This window comes from Clostridium carboxidivorans P7 (assembly GCF_001038625.1).
In the GTDB taxonomy this organism is placed as follows: Bacteria; Bacillota; Clostridia; order Clostridiales; family Clostridiaceae; genus Clostridium_AM; species Clostridium_AM carboxidivorans.
In genome coordinates this window covers 2,056,997-2,075,615 of record NZ_CP011803.1, presented here as the reverse complement: position 1 = coordinate 2,075,615, position 18,619 = coordinate 2,056,997, and the positions used below count along the sequence as shown (strand labels likewise).

15 protein-coding genes and 1 other annotated feature are annotated in these 18,619 nt (G+C 30.0%); of the genes, 8 read left to right on the top strand and 7 right to left on the bottom strand.

Going from position 1 to position 18,619, the window contains the following annotated elements; genetic code table 11:
- Positions 1–35 precede the first annotated feature (35 nt).
- The 3 genes from Ccar_RS08895 to Ccar_RS08885 all read right to left on the bottom strand — a co-directional run bounded on the left by Ccar_RS08895 (position 36) and on the right by Ccar_RS08885 (position 2,585).
- Complete coding sequence (locus tag Ccar_RS08895) at positions 36–389, bottom strand: four-helix bundle copper-binding protein (protein WP_007062421.1); 354 nt, start codon at positions 387–389, stop codon at positions 36–38.
- Between the two features lie 145 nt (positions 390–534).
- Positions 535–1,902: a sensor histidine kinase gene (locus tag Ccar_RS08890; RefSeq protein WP_007064651.1), complete on the bottom strand. Its 1,368-nt coding sequence runs from the start codon at positions 1,900–1,902 to the stop codon at positions 535–537.
- The gene (locus Ccar_RS08885) at positions 1,902–2,585 is read right to left on the bottom strand and encodes a response regulator transcription factor (RefSeq protein ID WP_007062424.1); all 684 of its coding nucleotides are present in this window, start codon (positions 2,583–2,585) and stop codon (positions 1,902–1,904) included. The genes Ccar_RS08890 and Ccar_RS08885 overlap by 1 nt, the downstream gene beginning before the upstream one ends.
- A 303-nt stretch (positions 2,586–2,888) precedes the next feature.
- Between Ccar_RS08885 and Ccar_RS08880 the strand changes: the two genes are divergently transcribed.
- Complete coding sequence (locus Ccar_RS08880) at positions 2,889–4,064, top strand: MFS transporter (protein WP_007062425.1); 1,176 nt, start codon at positions 2,889–2,891, stop codon at positions 4,062–4,064.
- Positions 4,065–4,077: 13 nt separating this feature from the next.
- Here Ccar_RS08880 and Ccar_RS08875 read toward each other — a convergent pair whose 3' ends face one another.
- Positions 4,078–5,121: a HAMP domain-containing sensor histidine kinase gene (locus tag Ccar_RS08875; RefSeq protein ID WP_007062426.1), complete on the bottom strand. Its 1,044-nt coding sequence runs from the start codon at positions 5,119–5,121 to the stop codon at positions 4,078–4,080.
- Positions 5,111–5,788: a response regulator transcription factor gene (locus tag Ccar_RS08870; RefSeq protein ID WP_007062427.1), complete on the bottom strand. Its 678-nt coding sequence runs from the start codon at positions 5,786–5,788 to the stop codon at positions 5,111–5,113. The genes Ccar_RS08875 and Ccar_RS08870 overlap by 11 nt, the downstream gene beginning before the upstream one ends.
- Before the next feature lie 276 nt (positions 5,789–6,064).
- Here Ccar_RS08870 and Ccar_RS08865 point away from each other — a divergent pair, with 276 nt between their 5' ends.
- The 7 genes from Ccar_RS08865 (at position 6,065) to Ccar_RS08835 (ending at position 16,655) form a co-directional block, all read left to right on the top strand.
- Positions 6,065–7,300 carry an efflux RND transporter periplasmic adaptor subunit gene (locus Ccar_RS08865; RefSeq protein ID WP_007064652.1) on the top strand — a complete coding sequence of 412 codons (1,236 nt, stop codon included), beginning with the start codon at positions 6,065–6,067 and terminating at the stop codon, positions 7,298–7,300.
- Between the two features lie 16 nt (positions 7,301–7,316).
- Positions 7,317–10,364, top strand: a complete 3,048-nt coding sequence (locus Ccar_RS08860) for an efflux RND transporter permease subunit (RefSeq protein WP_007062430.1) — start codon at positions 7,317–7,319, stop codon at positions 10,362–10,364.
- 130 nt (positions 10,365–10,494) lie between these two features.
- Positions 10,495–10,875 (top strand): hypothetical protein, encoded by a 381-nt coding sequence (locus tag Ccar_RS08855; RefSeq protein WP_007062431.1) that lies wholly within the window; start codon positions 10,495–10,497, stop codon positions 10,873–10,875.
- Between the two features lie 275 nt (positions 10,876–11,150).
- The gene (locus Ccar_RS08850; protein WP_007062432.1) at positions 11,151–13,163 is read left to right on the top strand and encodes a methyl-accepting chemotaxis protein; all 2,013 of its coding nucleotides are present in this window, start codon (positions 11,151–11,153) and stop codon (positions 13,161–13,163) included.
- A gap of 54 nt (positions 13,164–13,217) precedes the next feature.
- Positions 13,218–13,434, top strand: a binding site (T-box leader).
- Between the two features lie 119 nt (positions 13,435–13,553).
- Positions 13,554–15,245, top strand: coding sequence for an arginine--tRNA ligase (argS, locus tag Ccar_RS08845; RefSeq protein ID WP_007062433.1), 1,692 nt, complete (start codon positions 13,554–13,556; stop codon positions 15,243–15,245).
- A 129-nt stretch (positions 15,246–15,374) separates the two neighbouring features.
- Complete coding sequence (locus Ccar_RS08840; protein WP_007062434.1) at positions 15,375–16,172, top strand: ribonuclease H-like domain-containing protein; 798 nt, start codon at positions 15,375–15,377, stop codon at positions 16,170–16,172.
- Between the two features lie 96 nt (positions 16,173–16,268).
- The gene (locus Ccar_RS08835; protein ID WP_007062435.1) at positions 16,269–16,655 is read left to right on the top strand and encodes a CBS domain-containing protein; all 387 of its coding nucleotides are present in this window, start codon (positions 16,269–16,271) and stop codon (positions 16,653–16,655) included.
- Positions 16,656–16,691: 36 nt separating this feature from the next.
- Here the strand turns inward: Ccar_RS08835 and Ccar_RS26315 are convergent, their stop codons facing one another.
- Together Ccar_RS26315 and feoB are read right to left on the bottom strand one after the other, a co-directional pair.
- Positions 16,692–16,832, bottom strand: a complete 141-nt coding sequence (locus Ccar_RS26315) for a FeoB-associated Cys-rich membrane protein (protein ID WP_007062436.1) — start codon at positions 16,830–16,832, stop codon at positions 16,692–16,694.
- A gap of 16 nt (positions 16,833–16,848) precedes the next feature.
- Complete coding sequence (feoB, locus tag Ccar_RS08830) at positions 16,849–18,612, bottom strand: ferrous iron transport protein B (protein WP_007062437.1); 1,764 nt, start codon at positions 18,610–18,612, stop codon at positions 16,849–16,851.
- Between the last annotated feature and the right edge of the window lie 7 nt (positions 18,613–18,619).

Sequence of the window (18,619 nt, the reverse complement as noted above, 5' to 3'; positions counted from 1 at the left end):
TTATAATTCACATCATTACTTGAGATTATTGAATTTTACACCATGTTATCCATCTTTCTGCATTCATTAGCACATTGACGGCATGCATCTGCACACATTTTGCAATGTTCTTGAGGGAATTTACTACATTGTGAAGCACATTCATCACAAATTGTTGCACATGAACTGCAAAGTTCATTTACATGAAAACTTCTTCTAGACATTGCACAGGCAGCAGTTGAACAAATTTCTGCACAATCAACTAAATCCATTATGCAGTGCTCTCTTGCCTTTACATCTGCTTCTAATAGACACATTCTAAAACATTCTTGACATAATTGTGCACATTTATTGCAAGCATCAATACAAGCCTGATATTGAGTGCTTGGAGCCATTAAAGTTGCATTCATAATTCAAATCCTCCTTAAAATCTTTTATATCTATATTTACAAGTTTTATTTTGTACTAAACAATTTAACTTTATGCATTTAATACAATATATATAAAATAGCCTAATGAAAAAATTGCTTTAATCATTAGGCTGTTTTTTAAATGTTAATTAATTGCTTTAAATCGTATAGTAAATGTAGAGCCTCTTCCTTCTTCGCTTTCAACATTAATTGAGGCTGAATGTAAAGTTAAAATATCCTTTACTATGGTTAAACCTAGTCCACTTCCTTCAATTTTATTTCTACTTTTATCTCCTCTGTAAAGCCTTTCAAATATAAAAGGTAAATCTTCCTTTTGAATTCCAATTCCGGTATCTCTTATACTAACAATAATTTCTTCTTTTACTCTGGTTAAATTAACCCAAATTTTTCCACTGACATTTGAAAATTTTATTGCATTAGATAGAAGGTTAATAAATACCTGTTTTAATTTATCTGTATCTCCAAATATATTATAGCTTTTACCTGATTTTGTATTGTAGATTAGCTCTATGTTTTTTTCATTTAATGCAATCGAAAAATCATCACATATTGAAGATAATAGCTCATTTAAAGGTACTTTTTCCTTATTAATAGAAATTGTTTCTGACTCAAATTTTTTTAGGGTATTTAGATTATTTAAAAGCTTACCAAATCTAATAACTTCATCATTTAAAGCTACTAGTTGTTCTGTATTTACGGGGAAAATTCCATCAATCATAGCTTCTAAGTTATTTTGAAGAATATTTAATGGAGTTCTTATTTCATGAGATATGTCAGAAATTAGTCTTTTTCTTAATAGATCTTGATGCTTAAGTTTTTCCCCTAAAGTATTTATGCTGCTTTTAAGTTTTTCAATTTCCAATATGTCTGTTTTTACACTAGTTCTAGAATTATAATCTCCATTAGATAGGTTTACAGATATATTAGATACTTCTCTTATGGGAACTGAAAATTGTTTTGAAATATAAAGGCTTATAATTATTATAATGAAAAGGCTTAAAAAGATACTAGCACCAATTCCCTTATTAATGGATAACTTAAAATTTATGTCTTCAGTAGATAATAATACTGAAGAATATTGGCCTATTTCTACATATCCAACAGTACTTCCATTATATTTAATTGGAAAACTGTTTGTAATATAAACACCACTTTTGTTGCTTAAAGCTTTAAAATGTTCTTTACCTTTAATATCGTTTGGATCCATCATCCAGATCATTTTTTTATTTGAATCCAGGAGAGTTAAACAATAATCACTCATATATGCTTCATGTTTCATTTCACTTCCTGAATTTGATGTCCATTTTTTATCCCTTTTATAAACTTCTTCAAAATACTGCACTATTCTATTATTCCTCTTATTTTGAATATCTAACATGTATTTATTAAATTTATTGTTTATTGTAACATTTACAAAAATAGCAGTTAGAAACGCAGCTAATACAGAGCAAATTAAAATTATAATACTCAGCTTTTTTCTAATACTATACATTAGCTTTCACCACCAAACTTATAGCCAAGTTTTGTAACTGTCAGTATATACTTAGGGTTTTTGCTGTCTTCCTCTATTTTTTTCCTTATATTTTTTATATGGACATCTACTGTTCTATCAAAACCTTCAAAGTCCATACCGAAAACTCTGTCAATTAACTGTTCTCTAGTAAGAACTTTTCCTTTATTCATTGCAAGAGAGTATAAAATATCAAATTCATTAGGAGTTAGAGAAACTTCAAGTCCTTTAACTTTTACAATTCTGCTATCTTTATGAATTTCTAAATTTCCATTGTCAAAGCATAAAATGGAACTATTATTTGATACCAATCTTCTAAATAGGGAATTAACTCTTGCCACCAATTCTCTTGGACTAAAAGGTTTAACTAAATATTCATCAGCACCAGTATTAAGACCTTCTATTCTGTCTTCCAATGCAGATTTAGCAGTAACCATAAATATATATACATCAGATTTATTTCTTATAATTTTACATATTTCTTCTCCTTGAATATCTGGCAGCATTAAATCAAGTATTATCAAGTTAAATTCAATTGAATCAAATAATTCCAAAGCTTTTAGCCCTGTAGTTGATGTATATACTTCGTAGCCTTCTTTTTCTAAATAAGCCTTTTGTACATTTGATATTTTTTCTTCATCTTCTACTATAAGAATTTTATTCATGTTAGTCACCTCAAATCATATAGATATACTACTCTTTATAATAGCTGAATTTTATAAAGATTATATGTAGATTATAAAATTTTCACATACTTAACTTATAGTATATATAAAGTAAGAAATTTAATCTATAGATTTAGCACCATGCTTATGTTAACTCAAAATTGTATGTGTAAAAATTGAGAAATGAACAATTTAATATGTAACTACATAAAATGGTACTGTATGAAAATATAAAGGTTGGAAATAATTTGTGGGGAATATAGTTAAATGTGGTAAAATACAAATTAAAGGAAGTGAAAAATTGTGAAAAAAGGTACTTTTACTAGGTATGAAATTAGCTTTATTGTAAGTTTAAGTATTGCAATGGCTTTAAGGCAGCTTGCTATGGTTATGATTCTTCCATTCATGTCTGTGTATGGTAAGACATTATTGTATAATACACCGGCACTGGTAGGTATAGCTCTTGGAATATATGGTCTGATTCAAGGGATTATGCAGATGCCTTTTGGCAGTTTAAGTGATAGAATTGGAAGAAAAAATGTACTTACCATTGGTTCGCTATTTTTGGCATCAGGGCTAGCATTAGCGGCAATATCGGATAATATATACCTTCTTATAACAGCAAGAGCACTGCAAGGCATAGGAGCAATTGCTGCTGTTTGTTTTTCTTGGATTGGTGATAATATTCCAGATGAAAAAAGAAATCAGTCAATGAGTATTGTTGGTATGTTTAGTGGATCTGCAGCGGTAATAGGATTTGTTGGAGGACCTTTTTTATATAATATAATTTCAGTTTCTAAAATGTTTGCAGGTTGCTCAGTATTAGTGTTTTTGTCATGGATTTATATAGTTATATTTATTAAAAAAGATAATGTTAAAAAAATACATGAAGAAAAAAGTAAAGTAGACTATATAGGATTATTGAAAAATAAGTTATTTACAAAGCTGTCCATTTCAGGTTTTATTATAAGTTATACTATGGTAAGTATTTTTTATATCATCCCTCAATTATTAGAAAAAAGTGTTGGTGTAGCTTCAATGTGGAAAGTATTTTTACCAGCCACCTTAATAGGTATTATTATTATGAGTATCTTTTCAAAGCGAGCAGATAGAGGGAAATTGTCACAATCAGCGCTTATTTCTTTTATAAGTATTTTAATTGGTGGAGTATGTCTCTTCTTTACTAATTTTTATAGTATCCTTTTAGGAACAACTATCTTTATGGCAGGATATATGAGTCTTAATGCACTATTACCAGGTAGTGTAACAAAGCTTTCTACAAAGAATACCAGAGGAACTGTTACTGGTGTTTATAACACAATACAATTTGTTGGTTCATTTGTAGGGGGATCATTAACAGGTTTATTGTGGGGGATAAATAACCATTTACCAACTGTATTTATTATTATGATAAGTATATTAGGATGTATTATTGTTAGAAAATTGGAATTTACAGATAATGATGTATCTGCTTATTAAATAAATTTGCTAATTACTTTTGTATAGGTAATTCTATAATAAAAGTTGTACCGTTACCATTTGCGCATTTTACGTAAATAGTACCGCTGTGCAGTTCTATAATTTTCTTTGTAATTGGAAGTCCCAAACCATTTCCATGTGTGGCATGAGAAGTGTCTCCCTGATAAAACTTATCAAAAATATGCTTCTGTGTTTCCTCATCCATTCCAGGGCCGTTATCACTTATACTAAAGCGAATTGAGTCATTATACTGATGTAGACTCATATGAATTAGAACATGTGCAGTGGTAAACTTAATTGCATTATCAATAAGATTAATCCACACCTGGCTAATCAAATCCTCATCTCCAATAAAATTAATTTCTTCGCACTCAAAATCAAAAGAAGGATCTTTTGCGCTCCATTTTTGTGCCATGATTGCAATACACCTTCTAATCTGTTCTGTCAGGTTATATTCTTTTGAGTTTGAGATAATGGCCTGGTTTTCAATTTTGCAGATATTCAGCACATTTTTAGATAGCTCTACCAAGCGGTCAGACTCACTGATTATGATGTCAAGATATTCATTATGTTCTTCCTCTGTTAAATCACTATATTTCAACATTTTGGCAAAACCACGCATTGATACAATAGGTGATTTGAATTCGTGGGAAAAGTTATTTACGAAATCAGAACGTAAAATTTCGATGCTGCTAAGTTCCTCCGCCATATGATTAAAACTTTTGCTAAGCTGTTGTAGTTCCGGGATGCCTTTAAGATTAATTCGCGTGCTGAAATCGCCTGCTGCAAGAGCATCTATTGCTATCATAATCTTACGAAGTAGTCTTAATGGAATCCTGCTGAAAATAACCGATAACATAGTTCCAAGCAGTATACTTATTAGAGCAAGCGTAATGAATAAGCGAAAAGGATTGGATGAAAGCTGGAATTGAAGTATTCCTTTACTCCTCAATAATAGGATAATAAACATTATAAATGCAGTAACTACCAGAATAAGAAATACAATTCCTGTAAAAATCATTGTCAATCGCCAGTAAGACGTTTTTTTACTCAACATTCTTCACCGCCTTATATCCAACACCTCGTATAGCAACAATATCAAATTCAGGATAGCTGCTAAATCTTTTACGTAGTCTTGTAATATGTACGTTAACAGTGGTATCCACAGACTCTGAATCCATCCCCCATATTTCATCCATTAGTTGAAGACGGGTGAAAATATAATCAGGAGTAGAGAGCAGTCTATAAAGCAGCTGAAATTCCTTCTTTGGAAGTGTCTGTTTCTCATCTATCCGTGTGACAGTAAACGCATCACTATCTAGTATAACTTCGCCAATCTTAAGTATATGTTCACTTGCTTCCTTTGCTCGCCTAAGCAAGGCTTTAATACGCCAAAGCAGTTCTTCTTCATCTGCTGGCTTTGTCATATAATCATCTGTTCCAGATTGAAATCCTCTGATTTTATCTGTAGTAAGTTGCTTAGCCGTCAGCATTAGAATAGGAATCATATTTCCACTTTTTCGTATAGTTTCAGTAAATTCATATCCATTCATTTCTGGCATCATCACATCAAGTACAATTAAATCAATATGAACTTGATCTAAGATCTCAAGTGCAATAGTTCCATTATGTGCTAAATGTATTTCATATCCAGCATGGCTGAGAATAGCCTTCATCAACCTAGCCTGGCTTTTATCATCTTCTACAACTAAAATTTTAAACATTATTATACCTCCTTTTCTTTGAAATAATTATAACATGAAAAAAAAAACTTAAAATTAACTGACAGTGAAATTATTATCATTTATCTTTGTTTATAAATTGTTCATATTTATAACCTCTGAGTTAATTTTTAGTTTTTCATGCTGCCATATAATGTCGATTATGATCAGTTTAAGAAACCAATCATAAAATTTACATTAAGCTTATTGAAAAAACTAGAGTGAAAATTAATTTTAATAAATATATAAATAATTTGCATTTATTTTAGGAGGAAAAAAATGATTAAAAGAAAGAAGTTAATTTGTATAATAATTGCTTTAGCTGCTGTTGGAACTATATCAGTTGGAATAAGAACTTTTTCAAGTAAAGCAAAAAATAATTCAGCTATTTCCACAACTAATATGAATAAAGCTGCTGTAAAAGTAATTAAGGCTAGCACAGATACATTTGCAGATAGTGCAGCCTTTAATACTTCACTTGAGGCATCTGAAGAAGGAACTATAAGTAATAAAGTAGGAGGGAAGGTTACACAAGTTTCCTTTGAAAATGGACAAAGTGTGTCAGCTGGACAAGCTTTAGTAAAGTTAGATGATACTGATATAAGAAACAGTATAAAGTCTAGTGAAGCACAAGCTGCTGCTGCACAAGCTCAATTAAATTCATCAGAGAGTTCAGCAAACTCTTCACAAATAGGAATTAATAAGCAGCAAACAAATTTAGAAAGTGCCGAAAGAAATTATGATAGAATGAAAGCTCTTTATGATCAAGGTGCAGAAACAAAAGTTGATCTTGAAAATGCAGAAACACAGCTAAAAAATGCACAAACTGATTTACAAACAGCTAGAGCGAATGCGGAGTCTTCAAGTCTTTCTGCAGATGCACAAAGAGCTAACATACAAAAATCACAAACAGATTTGAATACTCAAAGAGAATCACTACAAAACACAATTATTACAGCTCCAGTTAGTGGAGTTGTCAGTGGAAAAAATATTACTGTAGGTCAATATATAAGTCCTGGAACAGTCATTGGAAAAGTAGAAAATATATCTTCAATAAATGCTGTTATTGAAGTGAAAGATAGTGATTTAAGTTATGTGAAATTAGGAACAAAAACTAAATTTAAGCTAAGCAGTGAAGATTCAAAAGAATATGATGGAGTTATTAAGAATATTGATGGTGCAGCAGATCCTCAATCTAGAACATTTAAGTGTAAAATTCAGATTGACAATAAAGATGGAAAGCTTAAGCCTGGTGTTTTTGGAAAGATAAAAATTGTTAAGGATGAAAATAAAAAAGCAATTACATTGCCACTAAAAGCATTAGGAGGTAGTGAAGGAAACTATTATGTTTTTATAAATAATAATGGAGTAGCAAAAAAACAAAATATAACTGTAGGAGAAATTAGTGAAGATACAGTAGAAATAAAGTCTGGAATAAAAGATGGAGATAATGTTATTTGTACTAATATAAGCACTTTGCAAGATGGTGATGCTGTAAAAGCATTAGCAGAATAGGAGTTGAAGTTTAATTATGTTTTTATCAGATGTTAGTTTAAAAAGACCTGTATTTATCACTGTAATTATTATTGCTTTATTGGCCTTAGGTGCCATTAGTTATATAAATTTACCAATGGATCAGCTTCCAGATGTTGATATGCCAACGGTATCTGTTAGGATAACTCAAAATGGAGCAGATCCAGATCAAATTGAGTCAAAGATAACAAAAAAAGTAGAAGATGCAGTAAGTCAAATATCGGGAGTGAAGCATGTTAGCTCAACTATAATAGAAGGAGTTTCAAGTACTACTATTTCCTTTGCTTTAGAAAAACCTTCGGCTGAAGCAATGCAGGAGGTGAAAGATAAGTTATCTAATATCCGTAACAGTCTGCCAAGAGATATTGATGATCCTGTAGTTTCAAAATTTGATGCTAGTGCATCAGCTATTTTTTCTTTTGCTATAACTGGTTCAATGTCTAATAAAGAGTTATCACAGATAGTGGATGATAACCTTGTAAAAAAGTTACAAACCATAAATGGGGTTGGAGCCGTCAATACCTCTGGTGAAGAGGAAAAAGAAGTTCACATAAAACTAAATAAAGAGAAAATGAATTCCTTAAATATTACAGTTTCAGAACTTACCAATGGTTTAAGTGCTGATAATATTAATCTATCCAGTGGTAAAGTTTCTAGTGGAGATACACAAATAAGCTTAAAAACTAATTCTTCTATAAAGAAGGTAGATGATTTTCTTAATGTTTTAATTACCAAACGTAATGGTAGTGAAATTAAACTTGAAGATATTGCAACAGTTGAGGATGGAAGTAAAGAAAAAAGTAGTTTATCTTTTTATAATGGTAAGGAAGCAATTGGTATTGATATTGTCAAACAATCTAATTCAAATACAGTACAAGTAGCTAAGGATGTTAAAAAAGAAATTGAAAGCATAAAAAAAAGCTTGCCATCAGGGGTTAAAATTAACCTTGTAGCCGATAATTCAACATCTATAATTGATTCAGTTAAAGATGTTCAGCAAACAATGATAGAAGGATGTATACTTGCGGTAATTGTAGTTTTTATATTTCTTAAGAATGTTGCCAGTACTGCAATTAGTGCAGTTTCTATACCTGTATCCATAATTACTACTTTCGCAGTAATGAAATTTATGAACTTTACACTTAATACAGTATCACTAATGGCGTTATCCCTTGCTGTTGGATTACTTATTGATGATGCTATAGTTGTTATCGAAAATATCGTGCGTCATCTTAATATGGGTAAAAGTCCAATTCAAGCAGCAAAGGATGGAACTTCAGAAATAGGACTTGCAGTTATAGCTACTACTCTTGCCATAGTAGCAGTATTTCTTCCTATTGCTATGATTAATGGTATGGTAGGAAAGTTCCTTGTACAATTTGGACTGACCGTTGCTGCCAGTGTTTTGGTTTCACTATTTGTAGCTTTTACCTTGGTACCAATGCTTTCTGCAAAGAGTTTAAGCAGTAAAGAAAAGGAAGTTCCTATAATAGGAAAGTATTTAGAAAGATTTAATAATTCTTTTGATAACTTATCTAGGGCTTATTCTAAATTGTTAAAGTGGGCACTAGAACATAGAATTGTAACTTTAATGATACCAATAGGGTTATTAGTATTAAGTTTGCTTTTAGCTACACAATTGAAGACAGGCTTTGTTGCTGCAACGGATAATGGACAAATAGCAATAACAGCAGATTTGGATGCAAGTTCCACTCTGGATAATGCTTCAAAGATTGATAAAGATATGGAAGCTGTTATTAAGAAGAATAAAACTGTACAATATATATCTTCTACAGTTCAATCAAATAAAATTAAACTTAATGTAAAAATTTCAGATAAGAAAGATAGAAAAGATAGTATTGATGAAATTATAGTAAAGATGCGACAGGATTTAGTTAATATTCCAGGAATCAATTTATCAATTAACTCAGCTGGTGGTTCTACAGGCTCAGGTAAGTCAGTTCAATATCATGTTCAAGGTTCAGATTTTGAAAAACTGCAAAAATATGCTTTAAAGGTTGAAAAAGTAATGAAAAATACCCCTGGAGCAGTAGATGTAGGCATTACTTATACATCTGGAAAGCCAGAAGTGAAGCTTGAAGTGGATAGAGATAAAGCTGGCGATTTAGGAGTAAATCCAAGTACAGTTTCTAGTACATTGAATACTTTATTTAATGGAACTGTAGTAAGTCAGTATGAAACTGAAAAGGATAGATATGATGTCCGTATGCAGCTTGAAAAAAATGATAGAAAAGATTTTGGTAGTTTACAAGGAATTTATGTGACCAGTACAAGTGGTAAAATGGTTCCTATAGATCAAGTAACTAAAAAAGTATTCTCCACATCTTCATCTACTATAAATAGGTATGATAAAGAAAGAGAAATTCAATTAAGCGCAAATTATGCTCAAGTAGCACAAAGTAATTTTACTAAAGCATTTAGTAATAAACTGAAAAGTGAAGCACCTACGCCTAAGGATATAAAGTTAAGTGCTGGAGGAAGTCAAGACCAAATGGCAGAAAGCATGGGAGGTTTAGCTCAAGCACTTCTTATGGGAGTTTTGTTTATATTCCTTGTAATTGCAGCTCAGTTTGAAAGTTTTGTAGATCCACTTGCTATTTTACTTTCGCTGCCACTAGCCCTTATCGGTGCAATTTTAGGTTTACTTGTTGGCAATAAAGAATTAGATATGATGTCTGCAATAGGTGTTATCATGCTAATGGGATTAGTTACTAAAAATGCAATTTTGCTTATTGACTTTGCAAAACAAAATTATAGTAAAGGAATGAATTTAAAAGAAGCTTTAATAAATGCTGGTCATACACGTTTAAGACCAATTATTATGACTTCTTTAGCAATGATTTTTGGTATGATTCCTACAGCAATAGCTTCTGGTGCAGGATCAGAACAACGTGCACCTATGGCTTTTGCAATTATTGGAGGATTAATTACATCTACATTATTGACATTATTATTTGTGCCAGTGGTATACACATATTTGAATGATTTAAAACTATTCTTTAGAAAAAAATTTGCAAAAGGTTAGTGAAAAAATATTTAGAATTTAAATGGCTATGTCTAGGTTATGAAACTTAGATATAGTCACTTTTATGTAAATTTATTTATATGGGGTAGTCCTGCTGCAGAACCTCTTTATATACAAATACAATAGATTAATGAATATTTTTCTTATAAAAAGAAAAAAATATAGTGTAATTAAACTTAAAGAACTATATGAGGAGGAATATATTACGAAGGATAATTTAAACCAACTACATACTGTAGAAATCGATAAAAAGCAATTTAGAGTAATAGTAAAAAATATAACTAATGAGGATTATTTGATTATAACTAATGAAGAGAAGGAATTTTATACTAGAGTAAAAAATCAAGTACAATATATGAAATCAAAATTTATTTTTTATGATGGTATTCAATTTGATGTATCAGTAAATGAGAAAAATAACAGTATTATTTTAATGAAGTCAGGGATTTTTTGGAAAGAGGTGTATGAAGAGTATAAAAGTAAATATGTTAAGGATGTATCAATTTACTAAAGTCAATAAACCTTGATAGTGATCTTTTTCACATATAGATTAATGATAATTTGAGATGGAAAACATATTTTAAAGTTCGAAATTTGTGATTTTATAAGAGTTTATAAGAAGGCATTAGTAAATAGAAAGATGTAATTTATGGCAAATTATCATTAAATATTAAAAGATGTTGAAGTTTATTGATATTTAATGTAAAATTTAAGTGGCTGATAAAATAATTCTAAATATTTAATTAAAATTATTTTATTTAAAATACATAATGGGGGGACAACTTGATGAAAAGTAATACGAAAACTCTAAAATTTAAAGTAACGCTAAACTCTATACTAGTAGTATTTTTAGTTACAGTAGTGCTTGCAATTGTGTCTTATAGCATAATTAGCAAAAGATTAGATGCACAAATAAAAATGGATGGAAATAATTTTGTAGATGAAGTGGTTTCAGAAATTCAAACTAATACTGCAGTAATCAAAAATTTGGATTCGCTTTTAGGACAGAAAATTAAAACTACAGCTTATTTAGTTGGACAAAATCCAACTGTATCAAATGAATATTTAATGCAAGTGGCAAAAGATATTGATGTACAGGAAATAAACATATGCAATCCTCAGGGAGTAATAGTTTATTCAAATCTTCCAGCTAATATTGGATATAAATATCCAGAAGACCATGCTGCACAGGCTGTTATTAAGGGACAAAAAAATGAACTTATTGAGGCAACAAGAAAAAGCTCAAATTCAGCAGATACTAATTATTATAAATATGGTTCTGTAGCTTTGAAAGGTGGAGGACTTGTACAAGTAGGTGTTATTGCCAATGAAGTTGAAAAACTAAATAAAGAAGTAAATGATGAAAGCTTAGTAACTAAATTAGGAAAAAAATCAAATGTTGTATTTGCATTAACCTTTGACAGTAATTTAAAGGCTTTATCACATAGTGATAAGAGCAGAGTGGGAATTTCATTAACAGATGAAGGAAGTAAAGAAGCAATAAATGGCAAACCTCATAGTTCTGTGTACAAATATAAAGGCATAGATGTATACGATGTTATAGTGCCTGTAAAAGATGCTAATGGAAAAGTAATAAGGGCTGTAGATGTGGGAATTTCACTCCAAAATAAGCACGAAGCATTAGTTAGTGTTGTATTAAGCTTTACAATAATATCCCTTCTTGCTTTTATAATAGGTTCAATTTTATTGAAGTCATTAATAGGTAAAAATTTAAAACCTTTAGCTAATTTAGCAGAAGGGGCAGAAAATGTTTCACAAGGTGACCTTACAAAGAATATAGAAGTAAAAACTGAAGATGAAATAGGTAAGCTTGGACATAGTTTTAATAATATGATTGAAAAACTTAGAAGTATGACTACAAATATTACTAATGTATCACAAAATGTAGAAAGTTCGACAAAATCAATTTTAACATCTTCACAGCAGGTTTCACAGGTATCAGAAGAAATAGCTACTTCTATACAGCAAGTTGCAGATGGATCAGAAAAGCAGGTTACAGCTACAGATGAAATATCAAAGGCTATGAAAAATGTAGTTGATAATATAACAAGCATAAAAGAGCAGGTTGTTAATGTGGTAAAAGCATCTGAAGAAGTGAATAAGCTTGCAGTAGATGGAAGAGAAAAAATGGATACTATGTTTAAACAAATTAACACTGTAAAAGATAGCGTTAATTATTCATCAAATGTAATAGCTGAACTTCAACAAAATTCAAAGGAAATAGGAAACATTGTAGAAATAATAGATGGAATAGCAGATCAGACTAGTTTATTAGCACTTAATGCTTCTATAGAGGCTGCTAGAGCAGGAGAAGCAGGAAAAGGTTTTGCGGTTGTTGCAGATGAAGTAAGGAAGCTAGCAGAAGAATCTATGACATCTTCAAATAATATTAAAAATTTAATTAATGACACTCAAGAAAAAACTAACAAGGCACTTATATCAATAGAAGAAGGTAGCAAGGAATCTGAAAAAGGATCAACTACAGTAAAGGTGGTTGGAGAATCATTATATAGAATTTTAAAATCCTTTGATGAAATAAAAAATAGCTTGGAAAAAGTTAATGACATGATTACAAATTCAAAGGAAACTATTGATAGGGTAGATGGAAGTGTAAATAAAATACAAGATGTTACAACAAATACAGCAGCAAATACTGAAGAAGTAGCAGCATCTTCTGAAGAACAAACAGCAGTACTTCAAAGTGTTACTGATGATTTACAAAAGCTTAATAAATTATCTGAGGAACTAGCAGAAAGTGTAAAAATGTTTAAATTGTAGATTAGGTATTGACACGAAATTGCAATGAGTAATATAATAAGTTGTAAATTGTATATTAATTCATTGAAAAGAAGAGTACTTTTAGAGTTCCTTTAAAGAGAGCAGGGACGGTGAAAGCCTGTATTGATATCTAAAATGGAAGAGAGTCTTTGAGAAGCTTGTTTTGAAATCACAATGAAAAAACAAGACGTTAACTGCGTTAAAGTATGAGTGGATAAGGTAGTGATACCTATCAATTAGAGTGGTACCGCGGATATAACCCGTCTCTTTTATTAAAAAGAGATGGGTTTTTTGTAATTTAAACTAAATTATCAATCCATAATTTTTATTGAAATAAAGCTTGTGGATATAAATTAAACTGTTGAAAAATTATATTTTGGAGGTTTTAAAATGAATTATAAAAAATTGGTAGCAGAAAGAATAAAAGAACATGTGGAATTGGATTTAGAAACATTGGATAAATTAATAGAAATACCACCAAAATCAGATATGGGAGATTATGCTTTTCCATGTTTTCAACTTTCAAAGACTTTAAGAAAAGCCCCAAATGCTATAGCAGAAGAATTAAAGGAAAAAATAAATAAAGATAACTTTGAAAAGATTGAAAACCTAGGACCTTATTTGAACTTTTTTGTTGATAAAATTGACTTTACAAAAAACACTATAGAAAAAGTTCTTGAAAATGGAGATAAATATGGTTCTTCAGATATAGGAACTGGAAAGAATATAACTATAGATTATTCTTCACCTAATATTGCAAAGCCTTTTCATGTTGGACATTTATGCAGTACATCTATAGGAAATGCCTTATATAGAATATTATCTTTTCAAGGATATAATTGTATAGGTATAAATCATTTAGGAGATTGGGGAACTCAATTTGGAAAGCTTATATCTGCTTATAAAAGATGGTGTGATGAAGAAGTTTTAGAAAAAGAACCTATAAAAGAATTATTAAGAATATATGTTAAATTTCATGAAGAAGCTGAAAAGGATACATCCCTAGAAGATGAAGCAAGATTGCATTTTAAGAATTTAGAGGATGGATGCGAAGAAGAAACTAAACTTTGGCAGAGATTTAAGGATTTAAGCTTAAAGGAATTTAAAGTTGTTTATGACATGCTTGGAATAAAGTTTGATTATTATACAGGAGAAAGCTTTTATAATGATAAAATGGATGCCGTAATTGATGAAATAGATAAAAAAGGATTGCTTGTGGAAAGTAATGGAGCTAAAGTAGTAATGCTTGATGAGTACAATATGCCTCCATGTATTATAAAAAAAGCAGATGGAGCAACTATTTATGCTACTAGAGATTTAGCAGCAGCAACTTATAGAAAGAAAACTTATGATTTCTACAAGAGCATATACGTGGTAGGATCTGATCAATCCCTTCATTTTAAACAGTTATTTACTACATTAAAACTCATGGGACATGATTGGGCTGATGATTGTAAACATGTAGCTTTTGGACTTGTTAGATTTGCAGATAAGAAATTATCAACAAGAAAAGGTGATGTTATATTCCTTGAAGATTTATTAAATGAATCAGTTGAAAAAACTTTAGAAGTTATAAATGAAAAGAATCCTGATTTGGAAAATAAAGAAGAAGTTTCAAAGAAGATAGGTATAGGAGCAGTAATATTTACTTATTTAAAGAACAACAGAGAAAAAGATATAATATTCGACTGGAAGGAAATTTTAAGCTTTGATGGCGAAACAGGTCCATATGTTCAATACAGTTATGCTAGAGGAAAGAGTATTCTTAGAAGAGCAGGAGAAGTTGAAGGAGATATTGACTACAGCAAATTAAATTCTAAAGAAGAATTTGAACTTGTAAAAACTCTTGAAGGTTTCCAGAAATCTATATTATATGCTATAGATAAATTAGAACCTTATATAGTAACAAGATATATAATTGATGTAGCTAAAGGTTTCAATAAGTTTTATAATGCTCACAGCATAATGAATGCAGAAGATGAAGCTACAAAAATAGCAAGAATTAAATTAGTAGAAGCTACTTGTCAAGTACTAAAGAACGGATTAAATTTGATAGGAATTGAAACTGTAGAAAAAATGTAGATTTAAAAGTGCTTTAGAATAAGTAATTATTGTTCTAAAGCACTTTTGTTCAGTTATTTTCAAATTTTTTATATTGTTATATAATAAGTAATGTAGGTTTATTAAACCAGAAATTTGGAGGACTTTAGAATGGTTATAGAAGAATATAAAGAAGTATTAGATTTACATGAAAATGTATTTCAATATTATAATATGGATAAGGTTGCATATTTTGATATAGAAACTACAGGGTTTGATAAGGAAGAAGATAGAGTAATACTTATATCCATGGGAAGATTTAAAGATGATAAGTTTTTTTGTGTAAAGCAGTATTTTGCAGAAGATTTAGAGGATGAAAAGGAAATATTATATAATTTCCAAAGGGATTTATTGGAATATGAAAAATGGTGCTCTTATAATGGAATAGCTTTTGATGAACCTTTTATAAAGAGAAGGATGGAAAAACAGAATATAGTATTTGAGTCTCCAAAGTATCATATAGATTTGTATAGACTTATAAGACCTTATTATAAACAAATGGGTATGGAAAGATGCAATCTCAAAACCGTAGAAAAATATATAGGTATAGAAAGAGAAGATAAAATAGATGGTGGTATAAGTGTAGATTTGTATAAGGAATTTTTATTAACTGCAAATAAAGAACTTAAGAAAAAAATAATGCTTCATAATTATGAAGATGTATTGAGTCTACCTAAGATACATGAACTCATTTTTAAGATAGAAAATGATCATGATTTGGTTAGGGAAAATGTAATTACAAAAAAACAGTGCAGATATCTTAAAAGCCTTCTTAAAAAGAATAATATTGTTTTAAACGTTGATATAGATAGAATATCGAAAAAAGCTGCTGCAAGAACTATAGACAATATATTAAGAGGGTGTGTGGATTGCAATGAATTGAAGGATATAATTAGCAACAGTTATTAGTATAATTTAGTACAGTAAATAGTTAATGTGAGTGTTAAAAATATTTAGACTTTATACACAATTCATTGTATAATATAGGAAAGGAGGTAGATGTTTATGATAAAGGAAATAATGCATTCAGATATAGTTAAACTTAAAACAGAGGATGATCTAAAGAAAGCACTTGAAACTATAAATGCAAATAAAGTGAATGGAGCACCTGTAGTTGATGAAAATGATAAGTTGGTTGGTATAATAGTTAAAGCTGATATATATAGATTTTTAATGGAAGAAGGTCACTATGATACTTGTCCTGTGGATTGGGTAATGACAAAAAATGTTGTTACAGCATCTGAAGATGAGGATATCGTAGAAGTAGCAGCTAGACTTAGAGAAAACGATATTATTGCTATTCCTATAGTTGACGGAGGTGTTTTGAAGGGTATAGTTACAATTGAAGACATAGTTGACTATATTATAGAAAAGGAACAATATTATAGTTAATAAAAAGCCTGTTCAATGGACAGGCTTTTTTGTTAACTATTTTTTATTATAATGTGCACAATGACTGGAGCAAGAACCGCAGTCACATCCTCCAGAGGATTTTTTCTTTATATTTTTATACAGTATGCGTGCTGCAAAAGCAACTAAAACAACTGTTACTAAAATTTCTATTAACATATGATTACCTCCCAATCTAGAATATTAAAGAACCTAATCTAAAAACTATAAAAGAAACTAGCCAAGCTAAACTAAATTGATATACTACAGAAAATATGGCCATATTTTTACCATATTCTTTTTTCATAGCACCTACAGCAGATATACATGGGGTATATAGTAACACAAAAACTAAAAATGCATAAGCTGATATTGGAGTAAAATGATGGAGCAATGATAACTTTAAGTCACCACCATATATAACACCCATAGTGCCTATTACTGCTTCTTTAGCCATGAGACCTGTAAGTAATGAAACTGAACTTTGCCAATCTCCAAAGCCAAGAGGCTTAAATATTATGCTAATACATTTTCCAATATAGGATAGTATACTATTGTTTATATCTGTCATACCGTAAATGTTAAAATTGGATAAGAACCAGATAAGTATTGACATAGAAAATATAATAGTACCAGCTTTTTTTAAAAATCCTTTACCTTTATCCCAGGTATGTAATATAACATTCCTAAATTCAGGAAGTTTATATTCAGGAAGCTCTATTATAAAAGGTTCTTCTTCCTTCTTAAATAAAGTATTTTTAAACAATAATCCTATTATGAAAGAGATAATAATACCTAAAAGATATAATGACATTATAATACCTGTTTGCTTTGCAGGAAAGAAAGCAGAAGCAAATACTGCATATATAGGAAGTCTTGCATTACAAGACATAAGAGGGACTAAAAGTGCAGTAAGTTTTCTATCTTTTTCGCTTTCTAAAGTTCTTGCTGACATAATTCCTGGAACCGAACAACCAAAGCTCATTACCAAAGGTATAAAGGCTTTGCCGGATAGTCCCATTTTTCTCATTAACTTGTCCATTATAAAAGCTGCTCTAGCCATATAGCCACTGTCTTCAAGTATAGAGATACCAAGAAAAAGTGCCATGATAACAGGTAGAAAAATTACAACAGAACCGACACCACCTAAAATTCCTCCTACAAGTAATGATTTAAACCAAGGGCTTGTACTTGATAAGACATTTTCTAAAAAAGGAACTAAGTTTGAATTTAAAATTGTATCTAATTCATCTGATAGAGGTTGACCTACCCAACTAAAAGTGAATTTGAAAATCAAAATCAAAATAGCAAAGAATATAGGATAAGCTAAAAATTTATTAAGTACAATTTTATCTATTTTGTCTGTAGGTGACACATAATTATTGCTTGTCATAGTAAAGCATTTACTTAAAATTCCATTAATAAAAGCATAAGTTTCTTTTTCGTCTTGAAATTGAAAATCATTATCAGTAAGTTGGCTTAAAAAATGGCCATCAAGAAGCATTTTCTTTAAATGGTCTATTCCAATGCCTTTGGAAGCAACAATAGGTATTACTGTTACATTTAATTCTTTAGATAATGTGGAGTAGTCAATATTAATTCCTTTAGAATCTGCCACATCTACCATGTTTAATACTAATATTATAGGTTTATTAAAGCTTTTAAGTTGAGTTGTAAGGTATAAATTTCTATCTAAATTAGAAGCATCTACTATGTTTATTATTACATCTGCATCTCCATTAAGTAGAAATTCTCTTGATACTTTTTCTTCGTTAGAGAAAGTATCCATAGCGTAAATTCCTGGAAGGTCCACAATTTTTAAGGAATTATCCAAGAAACCTTCTTTTTTTTCTACAGTTACTCCTGCCCAATTACCTACATATTGATTGGATCCAGTTAAAATATTAAAAAGTGAAGTTTTACCTACATTAGGGTTGCCAAGCAAAGCTGCTGTAATCATATTAATC